Annotated in this window: 20 protein-coding genes and 2 tRNA genes; 17 read left to right on the top strand and 5 right to left on the bottom strand. The window is 53.6% G+C overall.

The genetic code is table 11. From position 1 onward, the window contains the following. Window positions 1-88 precede the first annotated feature (88 nt). Window positions 89-1852 carry an AAA-like domain-containing protein gene (locus tag HFM78_RS08135; RefSeq protein ID WP_287128936.1) on the bottom strand — a complete coding sequence of 588 codons (1764 nt, stop codon included), beginning with the start codon at window positions 1850-1852 and terminating at the stop codon, window positions 89-91. Between the two features lie 145 nt (window positions 1853-1997). Between HFM78_RS08135 and HFM78_RS08140 the strand changes: the two genes are divergently transcribed. Then, window positions 1998-2621 (top strand): ferric reductase-like transmembrane domain-containing protein, encoded by a 624-nt coding sequence (locus HFM78_RS08140; RefSeq protein WP_287128937.1) that lies wholly within the window; start codon window positions 1998-2000, stop codon window positions 2619-2621. Here the strand turns inward: HFM78_RS08140 and HFM78_RS08145 are convergent. After that, window positions 2563-3132, bottom strand: coding sequence for an HAD-IIIA family hydrolase (locus HFM78_RS08145; protein ID WP_287128938.1), 570 nt, complete (start codon window positions 3130-3132; stop codon window positions 2563-2565). The genes HFM78_RS08140 and HFM78_RS08145 overlap by 59 nt on opposite strands. Window positions 3133-3197: 65 nt before the next feature. On the opposite strand from HFM78_RS08145, the gene HFM78_RS08150 reads away from it, so the two are divergent. The 9 genes from HFM78_RS08150 to HFM78_RS08190 all read left to right on the top strand — a co-directional run bounded on the left by HFM78_RS08150 (window position 3198) and on the right by HFM78_RS08190 (window position 9584). After that, window positions 3198-3488: an MgPME-cyclase complex family protein gene (locus HFM78_RS08150; protein WP_287128939.1), complete on the top strand. Its 291-nt coding sequence runs from the start codon at window positions 3198-3200 to the stop codon at window positions 3486-3488. A 37-nt stretch (window positions 3489-3525) separates the two neighbouring features. Further along, window positions 3526-3607 (top strand) — tRNA-Tyr (locus HFM78_RS08155). Between the two features lie 152 nt (window positions 3608-3759). Continuing rightward, window positions 3760-4863 (top strand): site-specific integrase, encoded by a 1104-nt coding sequence (locus tag HFM78_RS08160; RefSeq protein ID WP_287128940.1) that lies wholly within the window; start codon window positions 3760-3762, stop codon window positions 4861-4863. After that, window positions 4864-5370, top strand: a complete 507-nt coding sequence (locus HFM78_RS08165) for a hypothetical protein (RefSeq protein WP_287128941.1) — start codon at window positions 4864-4866, stop codon at window positions 5368-5370. Window positions 5371-5736: 366 nt separating this feature from the next. Beyond that, entirely contained in the window at window positions 5737-6012 is a 276-nt protein-coding gene (locus HFM78_RS08170; RefSeq protein ID WP_287128942.1) for a hypothetical protein, read from the top strand. Between the two features lie 355 nt (window positions 6013-6367). Further along, a complete protein-coding gene (locus HFM78_RS08175) occupies window positions 6368-7363 on the top strand; it encodes a bifunctional DNA primase/polymerase (RefSeq protein ID WP_287128943.1) in 996 nt (331 codons plus the stop codon). A gap of 135 nt (window positions 7364-7498) precedes the next feature. Then, a complete protein-coding gene (locus HFM78_RS08180; RefSeq protein ID WP_287128944.1) occupies window positions 7499-9013 on the top strand; it encodes a primase-helicase family protein in 1515 nt (504 codons plus the stop codon). Next, on the top strand, window positions 9010-9393 hold the full coding sequence (locus HFM78_RS08185) for a hypothetical protein (protein ID WP_287128945.1): 384 nt from the start codon (window positions 9010-9012) through the stop codon (window positions 9391-9393). Before HFM78_RS08180 ends, HFM78_RS08185 begins: the two co-directional genes overlap by 4 nt. After that, window positions 9390-9584: a hypothetical protein gene (locus HFM78_RS08190; RefSeq protein WP_287128946.1), complete on the top strand. Its 195-nt coding sequence runs from the start codon at window positions 9390-9392 to the stop codon at window positions 9582-9584. Before HFM78_RS08185 ends, HFM78_RS08190 begins: the two co-directional genes overlap by 4 nt. Window positions 9585-9607: 23 nt before the next feature. Here HFM78_RS08190 and HFM78_RS08195 read toward each other — a convergent pair whose 3' ends face one another. From HFM78_RS08195 to HFM78_RS08205, 3 genes are all read right to left on the bottom strand, one after another. Continuing rightward, window positions 9608-9967: an ORF6N domain-containing protein gene (locus HFM78_RS08195; RefSeq protein ID WP_287128947.1), complete on the bottom strand. Its 360-nt coding sequence runs from the start codon at window positions 9965-9967 to the stop codon at window positions 9608-9610. An 86-nt stretch (window positions 9968-10053) separates the two neighbouring features. Further along, entirely contained in the window at window positions 10054-10260 is a 207-nt protein-coding gene (locus HFM78_RS08200; RefSeq protein ID WP_287128948.1) for a hypothetical protein, read from the bottom strand. Further along, window positions 10250-10489 carry a helix-turn-helix transcriptional regulator gene (locus HFM78_RS08205; protein WP_287128949.1) on the bottom strand — a complete coding sequence of 80 codons (240 nt, stop codon included), beginning with the start codon at window positions 10487-10489 and terminating at the stop codon, window positions 10250-10252. The genes HFM78_RS08200 and HFM78_RS08205 overlap by 11 nt, the downstream gene beginning before the upstream one ends. A 257-nt stretch (window positions 10490-10746) precedes the next feature. Between HFM78_RS08205 and HFM78_RS08210 the strand changes: the two genes are divergently transcribed. The 7 genes from HFM78_RS08210 to HFM78_RS08235 form a co-directional block, all read left to right on the top strand. Next, window positions 10747-11136, top strand: coding sequence for a hypothetical protein (locus tag HFM78_RS08210; protein ID WP_287128950.1), 390 nt, complete (start codon window positions 10747-10749; stop codon window positions 11134-11136). A 191-nt stretch (window positions 11137-11327) separates the two neighbouring features. Then, window positions 11328-12269, top strand: a complete 942-nt coding sequence (gene rhuM, locus HFM78_RS08215; protein WP_287128951.1) for a RhuM family protein — start codon at window positions 11328-11330, stop codon at window positions 12267-12269. A 92-nt stretch (window positions 12270-12361) separates the two neighbouring features. After that, window positions 12362-12441: transfer RNA gene (locus tag HFM78_RS08220), tRNA-Tyr, on the top strand. A gap of 239 nt (window positions 12442-12680) precedes the next feature. Beyond that, a complete protein-coding gene (locus HFM78_RS16240; protein ID WP_396033404.1) occupies window positions 12681-12893 on the top strand; it encodes a transposase in 213 nt (70 codons plus the stop codon). Between the two features lie 98 nt (window positions 12894-12991). Beyond that, on the top strand, window positions 12992-13609 hold the full coding sequence (locus HFM78_RS08225) for a Uma2 family endonuclease (protein WP_287128952.1): 618 nt from the start codon (window positions 12992-12994) through the stop codon (window positions 13607-13609). A 25-nt stretch (window positions 13610-13634) separates the two neighbouring features. Next, on the top strand, window positions 13635-14744 hold the full coding sequence (locus tag HFM78_RS08230; protein ID WP_287128953.1) for a retropepsin-like aspartic protease: 1110 nt from the start codon (window positions 13635-13637) through the stop codon (window positions 14742-14744). Next, on the top strand, window positions 14741-15249 hold a 509-nt coding region (locus HFM78_RS08235; protein ID WP_287128954.1), incomplete at its 3' end, for a pseudouridine synthase. The genes HFM78_RS08230 and HFM78_RS08235, both read left to right, overlap by 4 nt.

The following is a 15249-nucleotide window of genomic DNA, read 5'->3' on the forward strand; positions in this document are numbered from 1 at the left end:
AGATTACTTAATCGCGGAGAACTCAAGATTGATTGGGGTCGCAGGATTAAAAATAAAGGTAATTCTATAAATGCAAGTTAGATGCGTGTCAGCTTACCTGTTTCATTGCTTGCAGTAAATCAGGATGCTGTTGCAAATTCCAGAGATGCCGCCGTAAATGATCCTTGAAATACCCTGCTTCCGTGGGAGCCTGCCTTAATAGCTCAGCCAGAGTTACCTTTTTGAGGGCCAAATGATACAAAGCCAAGCGCACTAAAAAAGGATGCCCACCCAACAACGCTGCCAAGGCCACTACGACCTCCCGCGCCTGAGCTAGATCATGTTTTTCGATCAACGCCTGCATCTCAACTGGGGTGAAATCAGGCAAGATAACTGGATAACCTACATTTCCAAAGGGAGAAGTAGCACCATCCAGATGGACATATACTTCGGTGGAATGCACTACGATCAGCCTTAATTTTTTCCACAGATCATTATTCTTGCTTAACTCATTCCACCCCCTCAGCATTGGGAAAAAGGCTTGGGCAATCTTCTCGTACGGAAAAATTTGATCCACCTCATCCAAACTCAAGACAATCGGTACCTCTTGCTCAGAAAGAATATACTCTTCAAAATAATGGGTACAATTGCTAACGGAGTCATAAGTTTCTTCATCCCAGGATTCATTCATGCGTTGGGATGAAACACCAAGCTGACGACCGACTAAAGCACAAAAACGGCGTAAAAAGAGATTTAAGCTACCGAAACTAGAAGCCTCCCATAATTGAAAACTTAGAGAAGGTGTACGATATCCTTGCTGCCTTGCATGGTTACTGAGCCTTGCCAAGAGCGAAGTTTTTCCCATTTGTCTGGGTGCTTTGATCCGAAGCAAGGCCGACTCCTGCTCAATCAGCCGATAACAGGGGCGTTCTACATCACGCTCTACATAAAAAGGCGAAGTAATCTTCATAACACCAGTAGGAAATTCTAGGTCAGCTTCAGGTAAAGGCCTCATCTCATTATCAAACTCAGGAACTTCCGGCTCTGTGATTTGCTGTTGCGTAAATGAAATACCTTGGCCTACTACATTCAAAACAACACTCACCAAACGTTGGGTATCTTCTGAGCCACGCCACCGTTCCTGTGGGACATGCTCCAAATAAGACCGTAACTGATAATTCAACGGCACCCCCAAGCACACTTGAATGGGTAAAATTTGAGGTTTTCCATTTTGACCACATAACTCTCTAGCTCTACGCACCACTTCGATCACCATTTCACTCGTCGCGGCCCCATTAGACAACAAGAGCAATAAATAATCACTCTGTTCTAATTCTTGGTCAATCCGTTTGGGCCAATCTTCCCTCAGCCCAATGATCTCCTCCGCCATAAACGGTACATGTTTTGCCCCCAATAATGCTTCGTAAAATGCATGTGCCAATCCGATATCTGGCTCCTTACTACGATAGCTAATAAAAATACGTCGGTGAGTTTGCGCTTGGGTTGGGTCCGGCGTACCTACTTGCTGAACCTCTGATTGCTTTTCTGAATCAGTGATCAAATTAGTCAAGTCCTCTTTGAATTGAGGATCATTAAGAATTTCCTGTTCAATCGCTGGACGAATCGCCGCCAACACTTCGGAAGTTGGCTCCTCTTGAGCCAAAATCTGCGCCTCGGCTCTGCCCTTAAAGCGTTCTTGAAGGGCTCTTTTTACTGCACTCGAACCCTGTCTGACGCTATCAGATAAAAGATTTGCCGCCGCACCGCCCAATATTGCCAATACCAAGCCTGTGAGTGGGTCCATAACCAAAAGTAGATGAGTTGACGAGATTTTACCATTTTTTTGAATTTGAATCTGATGAGTATAAATCACTATCCACACCTTAAAGAATTGATGATTCCTTGGCATGGCGGACAAAGTAGTTGATGCAACTTGTTATTGGACTGCCTCATGAGCGTCGGGTACTTCACAACAAACGGTCAGACTGTATAGACCCACTTAATTTTACAATTGAGCCATGAACAGTAAGCATCTCTGGCCCGTCCTCTCGATCCTCCTAGGCGTGAGTTGGTTAGGGCTGATTGTGGCGGATGGATTTTATGCAGCAGACCACCGTTGGGGACAGGGGATCAGTGAGACTCAAGGCCATTTAGCCCTGTTGGGGCTGGCCCTGTTGGTGTTGGCGCGTCCGTTGCGCCCGTGGTTACCCCAACTGCCCCAGGAACGCCGCTGGCTCGGACTGACGACCCTCGGTTTTGCCCTGACCCACACCCTAAGCACGGTTAAGCACAGTTTGGGCGGGCGGTGGGACGGGGTGTTATTCCTAGAGCCAAATTTACAACTGGGGTTGGGATTAGGGGCGGTGTCGCTGGGGTTACTGCTCCCGTTGGCCTTGACCAGTTTTGACAAAGCCCGCCGTGCCCTCGGTCCCTTTTGGCAAAAACTCCATTGGCTTATCTTTCCGGCAGCCATCCTCGCGGTTCTGCATACCCTGGGGACGGGCGTTCATTACTTGAATTTAGTCAATGGGGCCGGGTTAGTCGTCGTCGGCCTCGCTGTGGGCTGGTTGCGTTGGGCCTTACTCACCCCACCAGCCAATTCACCGCCCCCCACAGGTCCGGGGCCACAAAATCCGGCTTGACGGTGTGCTGATAATCTCCCCCCAACACTCGTTCTCCGAACCCGGAAGTGACTAGGACCGCCCTGACTCCGGCGTTATGGGCCATATCCACATCGGTTGCTTTATCTCCCACCATGAAACATTGCCCAAGCTCTAAGTCATACCGCCAAGCCGCTTGAACGAACATCCCAGTATTGGGTTTGCGCCAAGTGGACCAGCGCGTATGACTGGGGCTAACTCCCCCCGCCTGGGGACTGAGATAGGGACAGTAGCTCACACTGTCCAAACGTGCCCCCGCCGCCTGCCACAAAAGCTCCCCCAACCGCTGATGCAACCCGTCCACATGGTCTTGACCGTAATAACCCCGCGCCGGACCTGACTGATTGGAGACCAGACAGGTGAACCAGCCCGCTTGGTTAAGGAGTGCCACCGCCTCAGCCGCCTTGGGCATCAGATATAGATTGTGGCGTTGGCGGATATAGCCCACCTCCTGATTGAGGACACCATCGCGGTCTAAGAACACAGCTCTCATGGCCTTCATCCTCCTTGCTCCCCATCCAGTATGTAAAAATGCAACATTGTCCTCTAGCTCGGCCCATGCCCACTTACCACTTCGTTGCCGCCAGTAAACATTTTATGACCGTGGTTGAGCCCGTCCACGAGATCCTTACCGAACGCCAGCGCAATTATCAGGCCCAGGGTAAGCCGATTGACTTTTGGTGGGTGGACCAGCCCCAGTTCCTCCTCGAACCCCAGTTCGCTCAGCTCGCCTGCCCGCGCCCTGCTGTCGCTGTCGTCTCCACGGACCCACTCTTCATTCGCTGGCTTAAGAACCGACTGGCCTACGTAGTAACCAGCTCTCTGGTCAGTCCCGAAATTCCCTGCTAGCTGGGCACCCGGGCTGATATCATAGTTAAGCACCTATGGGTCGGTGCCCGAGTGGTTAATGGGGGCGGACTGTAAATCCGCTGGCTCTGCCTACGTTGGTTCAAATCCAACCCGGCCCAGAGTATACGTTACAGCCTCTAACCCCGCCCTAGGTGGGGTTTTCGAGCATCAGGGCATTTGTTACCCACTGCTACTGCGAGGGACGACATAATATGGAGTGGGTTATATTTTGGTAACGGCAACGGACACGTGGTAACGCACGGTAAAAATGATGAAAACACCTGAAACCCTTGTCAAGGAATTAAACCAGCGATTAAAGGATGGGCGGGTTGGCGTTACCATCTGGTTACAGCCGGGACGCAATAAGTTGTACCTCCGGGGCAATTTCCCACCTAAGCAAGGAAGCTCCCAGACCCTACCCCACCGCCAAGCCTTGACCCTCGACCTACCCGCCAATGAAACAGGCATCAAGGTAGCCTTTAACCGGGCCAAGGAAATGGGCTCACAACTAACCCAGGGGAAATTCAAATGGGAAACGCATCTCCCCACTGAGAAAACCCATTCCCATCAAACCATAGAGGCATGGGTAGAGAAGTTTGAAGCCTCCTACTTCGGTAAGCGCAAGCGTACCCCCAAGACCCAAACGACTTGGGACGGGGATTACTGGATGGTCTATCGCACCCTTACCCGTAGCCATGTTTTGACCCTCGATGTGTTGACTACCGCTGCCCTAAGCTCAGAGCCGGACACGCGCACCCGGCAACGCTTCTGTATGGCTCTTGGTGCGCTGGCGCGATTTGCGGGCCTTGATCCGGCCCCATTAACTGAGTTGCGCGGTAACTACGGTAACGCTTCCACCATGCCCCGTGAGTTGCCTAGCGACGATCAGGTAATAGAAGGATGGCAGAACCTAAGCCATGCCCCCGCCTGGGTACGGTGGTCTTTTGGGATGATGGCGGCCTATGGCATCCGGCCTCATGAGCTTTTTAGCCTTGACCTGGAGGACTTCCTTGGAGGGAGCGATAGAGTCCGTGTCACTGGAGATACCAAGACGGGACAGCGGTTAGTCCTACCCCTTCAAAGAGAATGGGTAACGCTATTTCAGTTACGACAAATCGCACTCCCCGCCAGCAATGGGAAAACCAATCAAGCCCGAGGGGAAAAAATCTCTGAGGGCTTCAAATACTGGAGCGTTCCCTATCCTCCTTACCACTTGCGTCATGCCTGGGCAGTACGGGCTATTCGGGTAGGGCTTGAATCCTCCGTAGCGGCCCGGATGATGGGCTACAGTTTGACCGTCCACAACCGTTCCTATCAGAAATGGTCGAGTGAAGCTGACCTGGAGAGAGCATACCAACGAGTTATAGGAGGGTAGATGAAGGATAAGTACTACTCGTTTTATCGTGTCAAAGTGCTAGGTAAACGCAACGGCGTGTCAAGACTCGAAACTTACACAGAAATACTCAGAATCAATGTCAAGCTAATAGACCAGCAAACTGGGCGGACCGCACAAGAAAAAAGCGAACAAATAGCGCAACTAACAAGGACTTTTATAGCGGAACTAACAAGGGCTGAGGTTGAGGTAGGGAAAGCTTCCCAAGCCCTATTTCTGTTTTCGATATGGAATGATTGGGCAATGCTTAATATCGCCGACCCTGAGCTATCCTCTAAACAAATGATGGAATGGATGTGCAATAAGTATGAACGAGATGAGCGGACTATCCAAAGGTGGATACGTGCTACAAAAAAGGAATCTCCAGACAGGGAATCATTATCTAGGGAAGTGTTAAGAGCGAAATACAGCCCAGAAGATAGAGCTGTATTTGGTCAAATGATACTCGCTGAGACAGTATGCGAAATGACAACAAACCCCTTTTATTAGATGATTAGAGGAAGAGAGGAGGATTATTAGGATGTCGCGATTTAGCCTCTCAATTTCCCCAAGAAACCAGGCGCAAACTTGCGGAAGGCGGACACCTTGGGGCCGACAATCCCACGGGCACCCGTAAAAGGGTCTAACCGCCGGTGAGGACATCTATCAACCATAGGATGTCGGGATGTAGGCGATCAAATTCCCATCAGACCCAAACTCTGAAACCAGGCCCAAGCTCTGAAACCCAGTCCTAGGCGGAAAATCTACGAATGATTTGAGCCTTCCACCTGGTTATATGACAAGTAATGGAACTAGGTGTCGTTGTTTACAGATTTATCTTCTTAGATACTAGGTGCTATGAGTTGAGATTGAAACATGGTTGATTTACCCACTTCAGATAAGTGGCTATTTTCCCTAGCAGAAGCCTCCCGGAAATCTGGGCTTAGTGTTGCCAAGCTACGCAAAGATATTCTGACTGGCAGACTCTACGAGCCCGTCCTAGTCCGCATTGGGAGCCGGGTCCTGGTACACCCGGAATTGTTTTACTGCTGGCTAACCCAGGATTGCGAAACTCTAACCGCCACAATTGCCGCTTACCTGAAAAGTCAAGCGCGGCCCTTGCGTACCCGGCCCCAATGTTTGAAAAGTTGAAGCCCCCAGCCGCCACAGCCGAGAGCTTCCGAAAACACGAGAGGACCCCATCAATGACCATATTAATCTTTCCCCCGCGCACAAAAGGCCTACCTGAAAGGTCGCCCGACTATGAAGCGTGGCGCGAGAACGGCCCCTGGGTCGGCCCCGTCGGTCAACCGCTATGGCCCCAGTGGTTACGAGAAATAGAACGCGATCGCCGTCTACCCCTGGAGCAATCGCCCCCGTGTCGCACCTGTGGCGGTGAAACCCATTTCACCCCTGGGCGCGGCCCACACTGGCGCGGTTGTCGCTGTATACAGTGTGGGGCGCATCGCTGGCTACCGCGTCCCCGGCCTTCAAGTGGAGATAAATCATGACCGCCGCCCGTAACCCGGCATTGGGGGTGAGTGTTGGGATACCCGCGCCCTGGGTACTCACTCTAGTTAAAGGAAAACGTCCCTACCGCCCTCAGTGGCAGACGGAGAAACCCCTAGGACGGGCTTTTATTGAAGGGGAAATGCAATCAGGTCACGCTACCGGGCTGGGCCTACGGTTGGGTGAGGTATCGGGGGGATTGGTAGCGGTTGACCTGGACGGCCCCAGTACATCCGACTACCTCAAGGTCAATGGTTGGGACTTGCCCCCGACAGTGGGATGGACAAGCGGGAAAACAGGACGCGCTCAATGGCTCTACCAGATTCCCAAAAGCCTTTGGGAGAACTTGGACAACCGCAAGGTTCTGGAGACGGGCATCGAAGGCGAACAGGTAGAAATCCGATGGAACCACCATCAATCCGTACTACCACCGTCCGTTCACCCCGAGACAGGCAAGCCCTACCAGTGGCTCACCTCCCCAGATGTGGCCCCGGTTGCCCCCGCCCCCGCTTGGCTTGTGGAACTGCTAACCCGGCCCCCGCGCGAAGAACGGAAGGTCATCGAATTTCCCGTACAGGATACTTCCTGGGGAGACATTGACCGCGCCCGCTCCTACCTCGCCGCTCTCAAGCCCTATCGTGCTGATGATTACCAGACCTGGATCGCCGTGGGGATGGCCCTCAAGGATGTGAGCGATGACCTGTTACCAGACTGGGACAACTGGAGCGCGAACAGTGCCAAGTACAAGCCGGGAGAGTGTGATCGCCGGTGGGAATCCTTTAAACGGGATGGCGTGGGCCAAGGCACCCTAGGCAAGCTGGCTAAAGAGGATGGCTGGGTCAGCCCTAAACGAGGGAAGACCCGCCGCGCTACCGGGCAGAGTGCCACGGCCCAGCCCGAGACCGGGGCAACCGCCACCGCCGAGGGTCTAACCTTTGACGAGGACTACACCGAGGAGACGCGCGCCGCCCTGGAGCGGTTGAACGAGCAATAAGCCGTCATCCGGTTCAATCCACAAGGACTTTGGGATATCGCCGGGCGCAAACCCCTAAACTCCGTCCACTTTCACCTACTCCTGAAAAATCGTAAAGGGCAATATCTGGAAGAAGGGAAGGACGGCCCACGGGTGGTGAGTAAGCCCTTAGCCTACCTGTGGGAGTCCTGGTCAGGCCGCCGGGAACATGACCAAGTGGACCTCCTGCCCGAGCAACCCACCACCGCCCAGACCTTAAACCTGTGGCACGGTTGGGGCGCGACCCTGTGCCCATCAGCCCCCCCCGCTGCCCTCTGGACGCTCCATCTGGATGTCGTCTTCGGGCTACGGGATTGGGAGGGGACCCCGACCCCGGTCAGTGCTGAGCAACGCGCCACCCTCCAAGCCGATAGAGACTGGTTTGAACGCTGGCTGGCCTATCCCATCCAATGCCCAGGGGCGAAGCTTAGAACGATGGCCCTGCTGTGGAGTCGTACCCAGGGGGTTGGGAAGACCACGATCACCGAACTGCTGCAAGGCATTTATGGCGAACACTTCCTGGAAGTGGAGAGCGCATTTTTTGAAGCTGGCTTCAATGGCCCCTTAGTCGGGAAGCTCTTTATCAGTGCGGAGGAGGTCCTCTGTGATGGACGTTTTGCCTTCATGAATCGGCTAAAGGGGCTAGTCACCAGCCCCCGCGTCGGTATCAATGTGAAGCATGGTGCCCAGTTTGAAGCGGTCAACCGTTTCAATTTATTGGCAACATCGAACCATCCCAACGCCCTACACCTCGACGACCAAGACCGCCGCGTATTCGTCCATGAGTTGACCGCCGGGACCCCGCCGCCGGGTTACTTCAGCCGGTTGTACGAGTGGGGGGAGTCGCAAGCCGGGAAGGATGCCCTATTTACCCATCTACGGACCCTAGCCATGGGCGATTTTGACCCCTACGCCCCGGCCCGTGTGACGGAGGCCAAGTTACGGATGGTGGACAATTCCCGGTCAGACCTGGACCGCTGGATTGATGAGCTGGAGTTCTCCGGGCTGCCGGACTTGGTGGAGCTGAAGGTCTTAGTTGAGAAGGCCCGCGCCGCCTGTCCCATGACCCGCCTGCAAGCCAATACCCTTAGTGCTGCCGTCCACAAAGCAGGGTATGACACGCGCCGCCTGAGCAAAACCTATAACCAAGTCCAGTTAGTGGCAATCCGCGACGGGGCCGCGTGGCACACGGCCGACTATAGCGACTGGGGCAGGTATTGGCGCGGTGAGGTAGCGAAGTCAGAAATTAAATTCTTTCAAAAGTCATCTGAGTATCTGAGTAGTGACCAATCACAAAGCCTGGAACCGGCCCCCAGTCTGGATTCAAGCCCTACTCAGATGGTTGAGCCAGCCCCCGACCATCTGAGTAGCCAGACCGCGCCCGACCCCACCGCCCTACTCAGGTACTCAGATACTCAGATGCCCTTTCCAAAGGTTTTTAGTTTGGAAAGCGACCCCGCCCCTGGAACCCGTGTGCGCTACGTAGGCAGTACCCCCGGCCCTGGGACGGTGCTAGACCCCCGCGCCCACAAGCGCGACCCAGAGCAGGGTCACGCCCTGGTACGACTCGATGAGACCCCAGGCCCGCGCTTCCTCCTGCGGTCGCTGTTGACCCTGGAGGACCCGTCATGACCCCTGTAGAAGCGTTGACCCCCAAACAGTTGATTGCCGCGCAAGCTCTAGCCTGCGGTTTCTCGATTGCCGCCGCTGCCGCCGCGAGTGGGACCGGCGAGAAAACGATAGATAGATGGCTGAAGCTCCCCGAGTTTCAGATAGGGCTAAAAGCTATCCGCCAAGACCTTTACCAAGTAACAATCAATGCCCTGGTCGGTGCAAGTACGGACGCGGTCAAGACCCTACGAACCATCGCCCAGGACCCCAGCGCACCGCCCGCCGCCCGCGTTACTGCCGCCCGCACCATCCTGGACCAGGCAGGCCGCGCCCAGGGGGAAGCCGAACTTCTACAACGGTTAGAAGCCCTAGAGGACCTACTCAATAAGGAGCACCCATGAAAGCGCGACTAGCCCGAGCTGAACGCAAGGCCAAACAGCGAACTGCCGAGGCTATGCGAAACGCCGCCCCAGCCGTCAAAGTATGGCTAGAACCCGCCCCAGGGGTGGGACCGCCGGAGGACTTTAGAGATTATCCGAGGCAGCAGATTATAAGGATTCTGCGGTTTACCCCCGCTGACGACGAACCGTAGGCCCTCAGCTGTAGCCCGAGGGTCTAGGGTTGTGCTTGGGTACTTCTCAGGATACTAAAGAGCATCGCTACCCCCTGCTCTGTAACGGCATAGGGTAGATATTTGATATTGCTCCCACGTTTTGAGGTCACAGCTTGTGACCTTGAATTCTGTGCACTGTCCAAGGTCACAATTTGTAACCTTGAAGACTCCGCTTCTTCCTGAGTTAGCTGAAACATGAAGTCTTCGGGGAAGCGGTCTAGGTTACGCTTCACAGCCTGATTCAAGACCTTGGCAGGGACTCCGTAAAGACTGGCTAGGTCAGTATCCAGTAAGACCCGCTGCCCTCGAACCACCTGGATAGCCTGTTCTATTTGCTCATTGGAAATAATGTCATCGGTCATCCTGTCTACTCCTAGGCTGGCTGAGACTATTAGTGGGTACGGCATTCTTCCCAGGTACCTCTTGGAGCATCGGTCTAGGTTGCACTTCACCACCCACTGAGAGCATCGAAGCCCAGACGGGCTAGGTCTGCCGATACCTGGACCTGCCACCGCAGCCCCCGGTCAGTGAGTGCAGCTTGTAGGGACACTTGACCGTCTAGACCTAAAGTCCGTTGGTCGGTGTCCCACACGCGGTACCGACTGAGGGCTTGTTCCAGATGGTCAGCAGGAAGGATTAAGGGCTCATTGAGCATCGCTACTCCTATTAGTGGATAGTTCGCCCTTCACAGGGTCAATCATTGCTACCAGTTCGTCAGGAGTGCAGTTGAGAGCCTTACACAACCGGGCCACGGTCACAAACAAGTCAAGGCCATTACGCCCGGCTTCCCAATTCCTTACCGTACTCTCAGTGACACCTACCACATCTGATAGCTGACGCTGGGTGAACCCGACGCGCTTCCTCAAGTCTGCGATCTTACTCACTGGTATTTCTCCCATAGAAGTATCCTATAAAATTCTAGCGCAAAAGTCTTAGCGTTAAACTATTGACACCGTTAATACTTTAACGGTATACTGGTCCTATGAGGGATAGGAAAAGCGGAGCCGAAAAGACCGCCCGATGACTAAGGAGTCAGCCGCAAGCGACCTGGACCTATCCAGCGAACGGCCCCACACTCACCCCCTCATGGCCCAAAAACAAAAAAACCCCGGCTGCTAACCGGGGAAAGGAATTCAAATTCATGTCCACTCTAACCCAGACTCGCCCGCGCTTCACTGTCCAACCCCTGGACCTCACGGTCCTTGCCATCAAGCTAAGCCCCCGCGTCCTGGTCATCCGTAACACCCATACCGATAAGGATGTTACCTACTTCGGGTTTGACACCTTCGAGGAGGCCGTCAAGTTGCGCGAATGGATGAACGCTCATCAGTTCGGACCCTACAACCGGGTCAATGACGCGGGTACCAATAAGCCCCGCAAGGCTGAACGGTTGCCCCAAGCCTGGGAAATGAAGGTCCACCGCTGCCCCACCTACTGGATTGAGCAAGCGGTGAAACGCGACCTAGAGCGCACCGAGACCGCCCGCATCATTGCCGCCGGTCAAGCCGCCCGCCATGACCTAGGACTATAACCACCCCCGCCTCATGTCACAAGTACCCTACACCTATGCCCAATTGACCACTCGGTAACGGTCCCCCCTACAGCGACTGCTAACCGCTAGCCCCAGCCCCCAGTCACTCGGCTGGGGGTTAATCTTGTCTATGACAACTCAGCACGGCCCTGCCCAATCACCGCCATTGAGTTTAGGAGCACTTTCACTTGATGGAAATACTTATTTACCAGAATCAGCAGAACCAAACCCAGATTAGTGTCCGCTTGGATGCGGAGACGGTTTGGCTGACCCAGGAACAAATGAGCGAACTCTTTGGACGGGAACGCTCTGTGATCACCAAGCATTTACGCAACATCTTTAAGGATGGGGAACTGGACGAAGAAAGCAATGTGCAAATTTTGCACATTCCCGGCTCTGATAAGCCTGTGAGGTTCTACAACCTTGATACCATCATCTCGGTGGGGTACCGCGTCAACTCCAAACAGGGCGTACAATTCCGCCAATGGGCTACCCGCATCCTGCGCGACCATCTCGTCAGTGGCTACACCCTAAACCAAACCCGACTAGCTGAACGGGGTTTACAAGAAGCGCGTGAGACCCTAGAGCTATTAGCCCGGACCTTAGAAAATCAAGCCCTGGTAGATGATACCGGACGGGCGGTGTTATCCCTGATTACCGGCTACGCTAATACCTGGCGTACCCTGCTGGCCTACGACGAAGACCGGCTGAGCTTGCCCCCTGGTGTTCTTCCCGCTAAGGGCGTTCTCGACTACCCTACTGCTTGCGCGGCTATTGCCACATTCAGGAAAGAACTGACCGAAGCCACACCCTTATTTGGGCAAGAGCGCGGTGAAAGCTTACAGGGTATCCTCGGAAGCATTGAGCAAACTATGTTTGGTGAAGCCCTTTATCGTTCCCGCGAAGAAAAAGCTGCCCACCTGCTCTACTTCGTTATCAAAGACCATCCCTTTTCCGATGGCAATAAACGGATTGGTTCCTTTTTATTTATGCTCTATCTTCAGCAAGAGGCCCTCGTCCACCGCCTTAACCCCCAAGCCCTGACAGCCTTGACCCTGCTGATTGCCGAAAGTGCCCCAACCAATAAAGATTTGATGATCCGGCTAGTGATGAATCTACTGACCCAGGGCTAAATCTCTGTTGAGGGCGCACTACCCATAGCGAGGCATCAAAATATGGCAACGCTACTGGAAACTCATTATTTTCATGCTGTGTAATTCTCTCTGGGCAAGGATTTGATAATTAACTGTGCGGACTGTAAATCCGCTGGCTCTGCCTACGTTGGTTCAAATCCAACCCGGCCCAGACTAAATTTTAGTCATTGAGAGTAAGAAAACAGAATAACTCTGTCACTAAAAGGGATTCTAGGCACCATGATTAATTGCCTATTTTCCTAGTAAATGAGAAAACAAGAGAAACGAGGACAGCTAACTATGGGGCCGCAAAGACTCCGGGACTGACAACAACGACAGCAGCGATGAGTTGAGCAAAAATGATTTCTAACCCAGCTCGATGCTTTGATTCCCTGGTCTGAATTTCGCCCCTTGCTTAACCAAGTTTATCATCAATCTAAAAATACTAATGCTGGGCGAAAGTCAACCGATGTAGTTTTAAAATTTAAGATGCTCATTTCACAAGAGCTATACAACATCAGTGATGCCAAGCTCGAGTATCACGTCCATGACCGACTGTCCTTCATGAGGTTTCTCAATTTAGGGCTAAAGGATAAGGTGCCTGATGCCACCATACCCAATTAATATTTCAATTATTTAGTTTTCTAGAACAACTACTTAACCCAGCCTGGAGTAGTTCCCGCGAGTCGCTATAGTTAGATTACTTCTGACTAGAAAAAACCATGCAAAGTCTAGTGGTGCATCCAGTCCTACCCTTAGAAAATGGGGACCATCTGAGCCGTGCTGAATTCGAGCAGCGTTATGAAGCAATGCCCCTAGTCAAAAAAGCTGAGCTCATCGAAGGAATCGTCTATATGCCCTCCCCCGTTCGGATTGACCAACACGGTCGGCCCCATGCCTTACTCATGGGTTGGTTAAGTGCTTATTGGGCAGCCACACCCGGAACCGACTTGGCTGATAATACGACTATCCGGTTAGATGAAGATAATGAACCCCAGCCCGACGCGCTCCTGCGTTTTGAGCAAGGCACCTCACGGGTAGACCAGGATGGTTATGTCGTGGGTCCGCCGGAATTCGTTGCGGAGATTTCGTCTTCCACCGCTTCACTAGATATGAACGCGAAAAAGCAGGTCTATCGGCGCAATGGGGTCCAGGAGTATCTAGTTTGGTTGGTGCAGGAGCGGGTCATCCATTGGTTCCAGCTAGCGGGCGGGGAGTATCGGTCCTTGCCAAACGACCAGGGTGTAATTTGTAGTCAGATTTTCCCAGGGTTACGTTTAGCGGTGCCTGAACTATTGGCAGGGGACCTCAAAAGTGTGGTGCGGGTGCTTCAGGAATAGGCCCCGGCGTGATAAGCTGTCGCCCATGAAACTCCCTCTACTCCCCTTAGGCTTCCTGCTAGGATATCTAGCCGCGCCCGTCTCTGCTCAAGACTTGGGCCAGGAACTCCTGAACCAAGTGCGTCAATGTGTAATGGACACCATCACCAATCCAGCCATTACTACCCCGGACCCAACTGAAATCGGGATGAGCTGTTACATGAACAAAGTCGTCCTAGGTGCCGATGGCTTGCCGCGAGCCGATGTGCAGGTGCGGGTGACAGCTTTTATCAAAGCCAGTGGAGTTAAACTACCCCAGCGGACCGGACAGAGCCAAGTAAAGTTGACGGGTCTTAGCCAACTAGAGGGGGTCTTCATCCTCCCGGTGGTTTTAGGTGGTCAACCTCAACAACTCTTGCTCGATACCGGGGCGAGTAATACAGTCCTGCAGAGTGCAGTGGCTGAGGGATTGGGGTTGCAAGGTATCCAACTGCCGACGAGTCTTTTGCAACAAGGGGTAGTCGGGAATGAATGTGCCCAACTCGGGGTGACAGCGGCGGTCTACGCCTTGCCGCCCATGACGTTAGGACAAGCACAAGTCACGGGCTTGATGGGCCTGGGCATCTCGCGCACGTTCTTTACCGGGGCGGCGGTGGGTGCTTTAGGACTGGATTTCTTGAGTGCTTACGATCTACTCTTGGACCCTAAACGCCGACAGTTACAGTTGCAAAGCCCCACCCCCCGACCCAAGACTGCAATTCCACTATTAGGAAAACACGGGCTACTTGCCGCCCGAGTCAAAATCAACGGTCAAGGGCCAATTCTCTTGGGTTTAGACACCGGGGCCTCCGTGATGGTGGTCTCTCAACGGCTGGCCCAACGCTTGGGTCTCACCAGTGGGAAGTCAGAGCCAATCCAGGGCTGGTGCGGGAGTCAAGCTGCTCAGTCCACCCAACTAAATCGCCTCCAGATGGGTAATTTTACGGCTGAAAAACTCATGGCCTACATCTTACCCAATGCTTTGTTTGACCTGATTGGCGTCGAGGGTTTGGTGGGCCAAAACTTCCTGAACCGTTTCCGGCAACACTGGCGGTTCAATGGTCTCAACGAGTTGGGCATGGTCCAGAGTGGGAGCCTCGTCCTCAGCCAACCATGAATCAAGGTTGGACCTACCGCGACCAAGTAGATGAGACGGGCCAGACAGTCCTGGATTTCTTCACCCAGCGGTACCGCCACAGCACCCAGTTAGAATGGCAAGCGCGGCTGACTGGGGGCTTGATTCACCTGGATGGACAGCCCACCACAGGGACAACCCGTCTCAAGGCGGGCCAGGTCTTGACCTACCATCGTCCCCCCTGGCAAGAACCCCCCGTTCCCCTAGATTTCACCCTAGTTTACCAGGACCCCTGGGTCTGGGTGGTGGCGAAACCCAACGGGCTACCGGTCCTACCAGGCGGGGGCTTTGTGGAACATACCCTACTCCACCAACTGCAAGTGCGTTACCCAGACTGTACAGTCCGCCCAGTCCATCGCCTGGGCCGGGGAACTTCGGGTTTATTATTGCTCGCTACCCCCCCTGCCCGCGCTCATCTTAGCCAGCAACTACGCGAGGGTAAGCTATTTAAAAGTTACCGCGCCTTGGTGACAGGCCACCCCCCCGC

The organism is Candidatus Cyanaurora vandensis (genome assembly GCF_013285555.1).
GTDB classification, from domain to species: Bacteria; Cyanobacteriota; Cyanobacteriia; order Gloeobacterales; family Anthocerotibacteraceae; genus Cyanaurora; species Cyanaurora vandensis.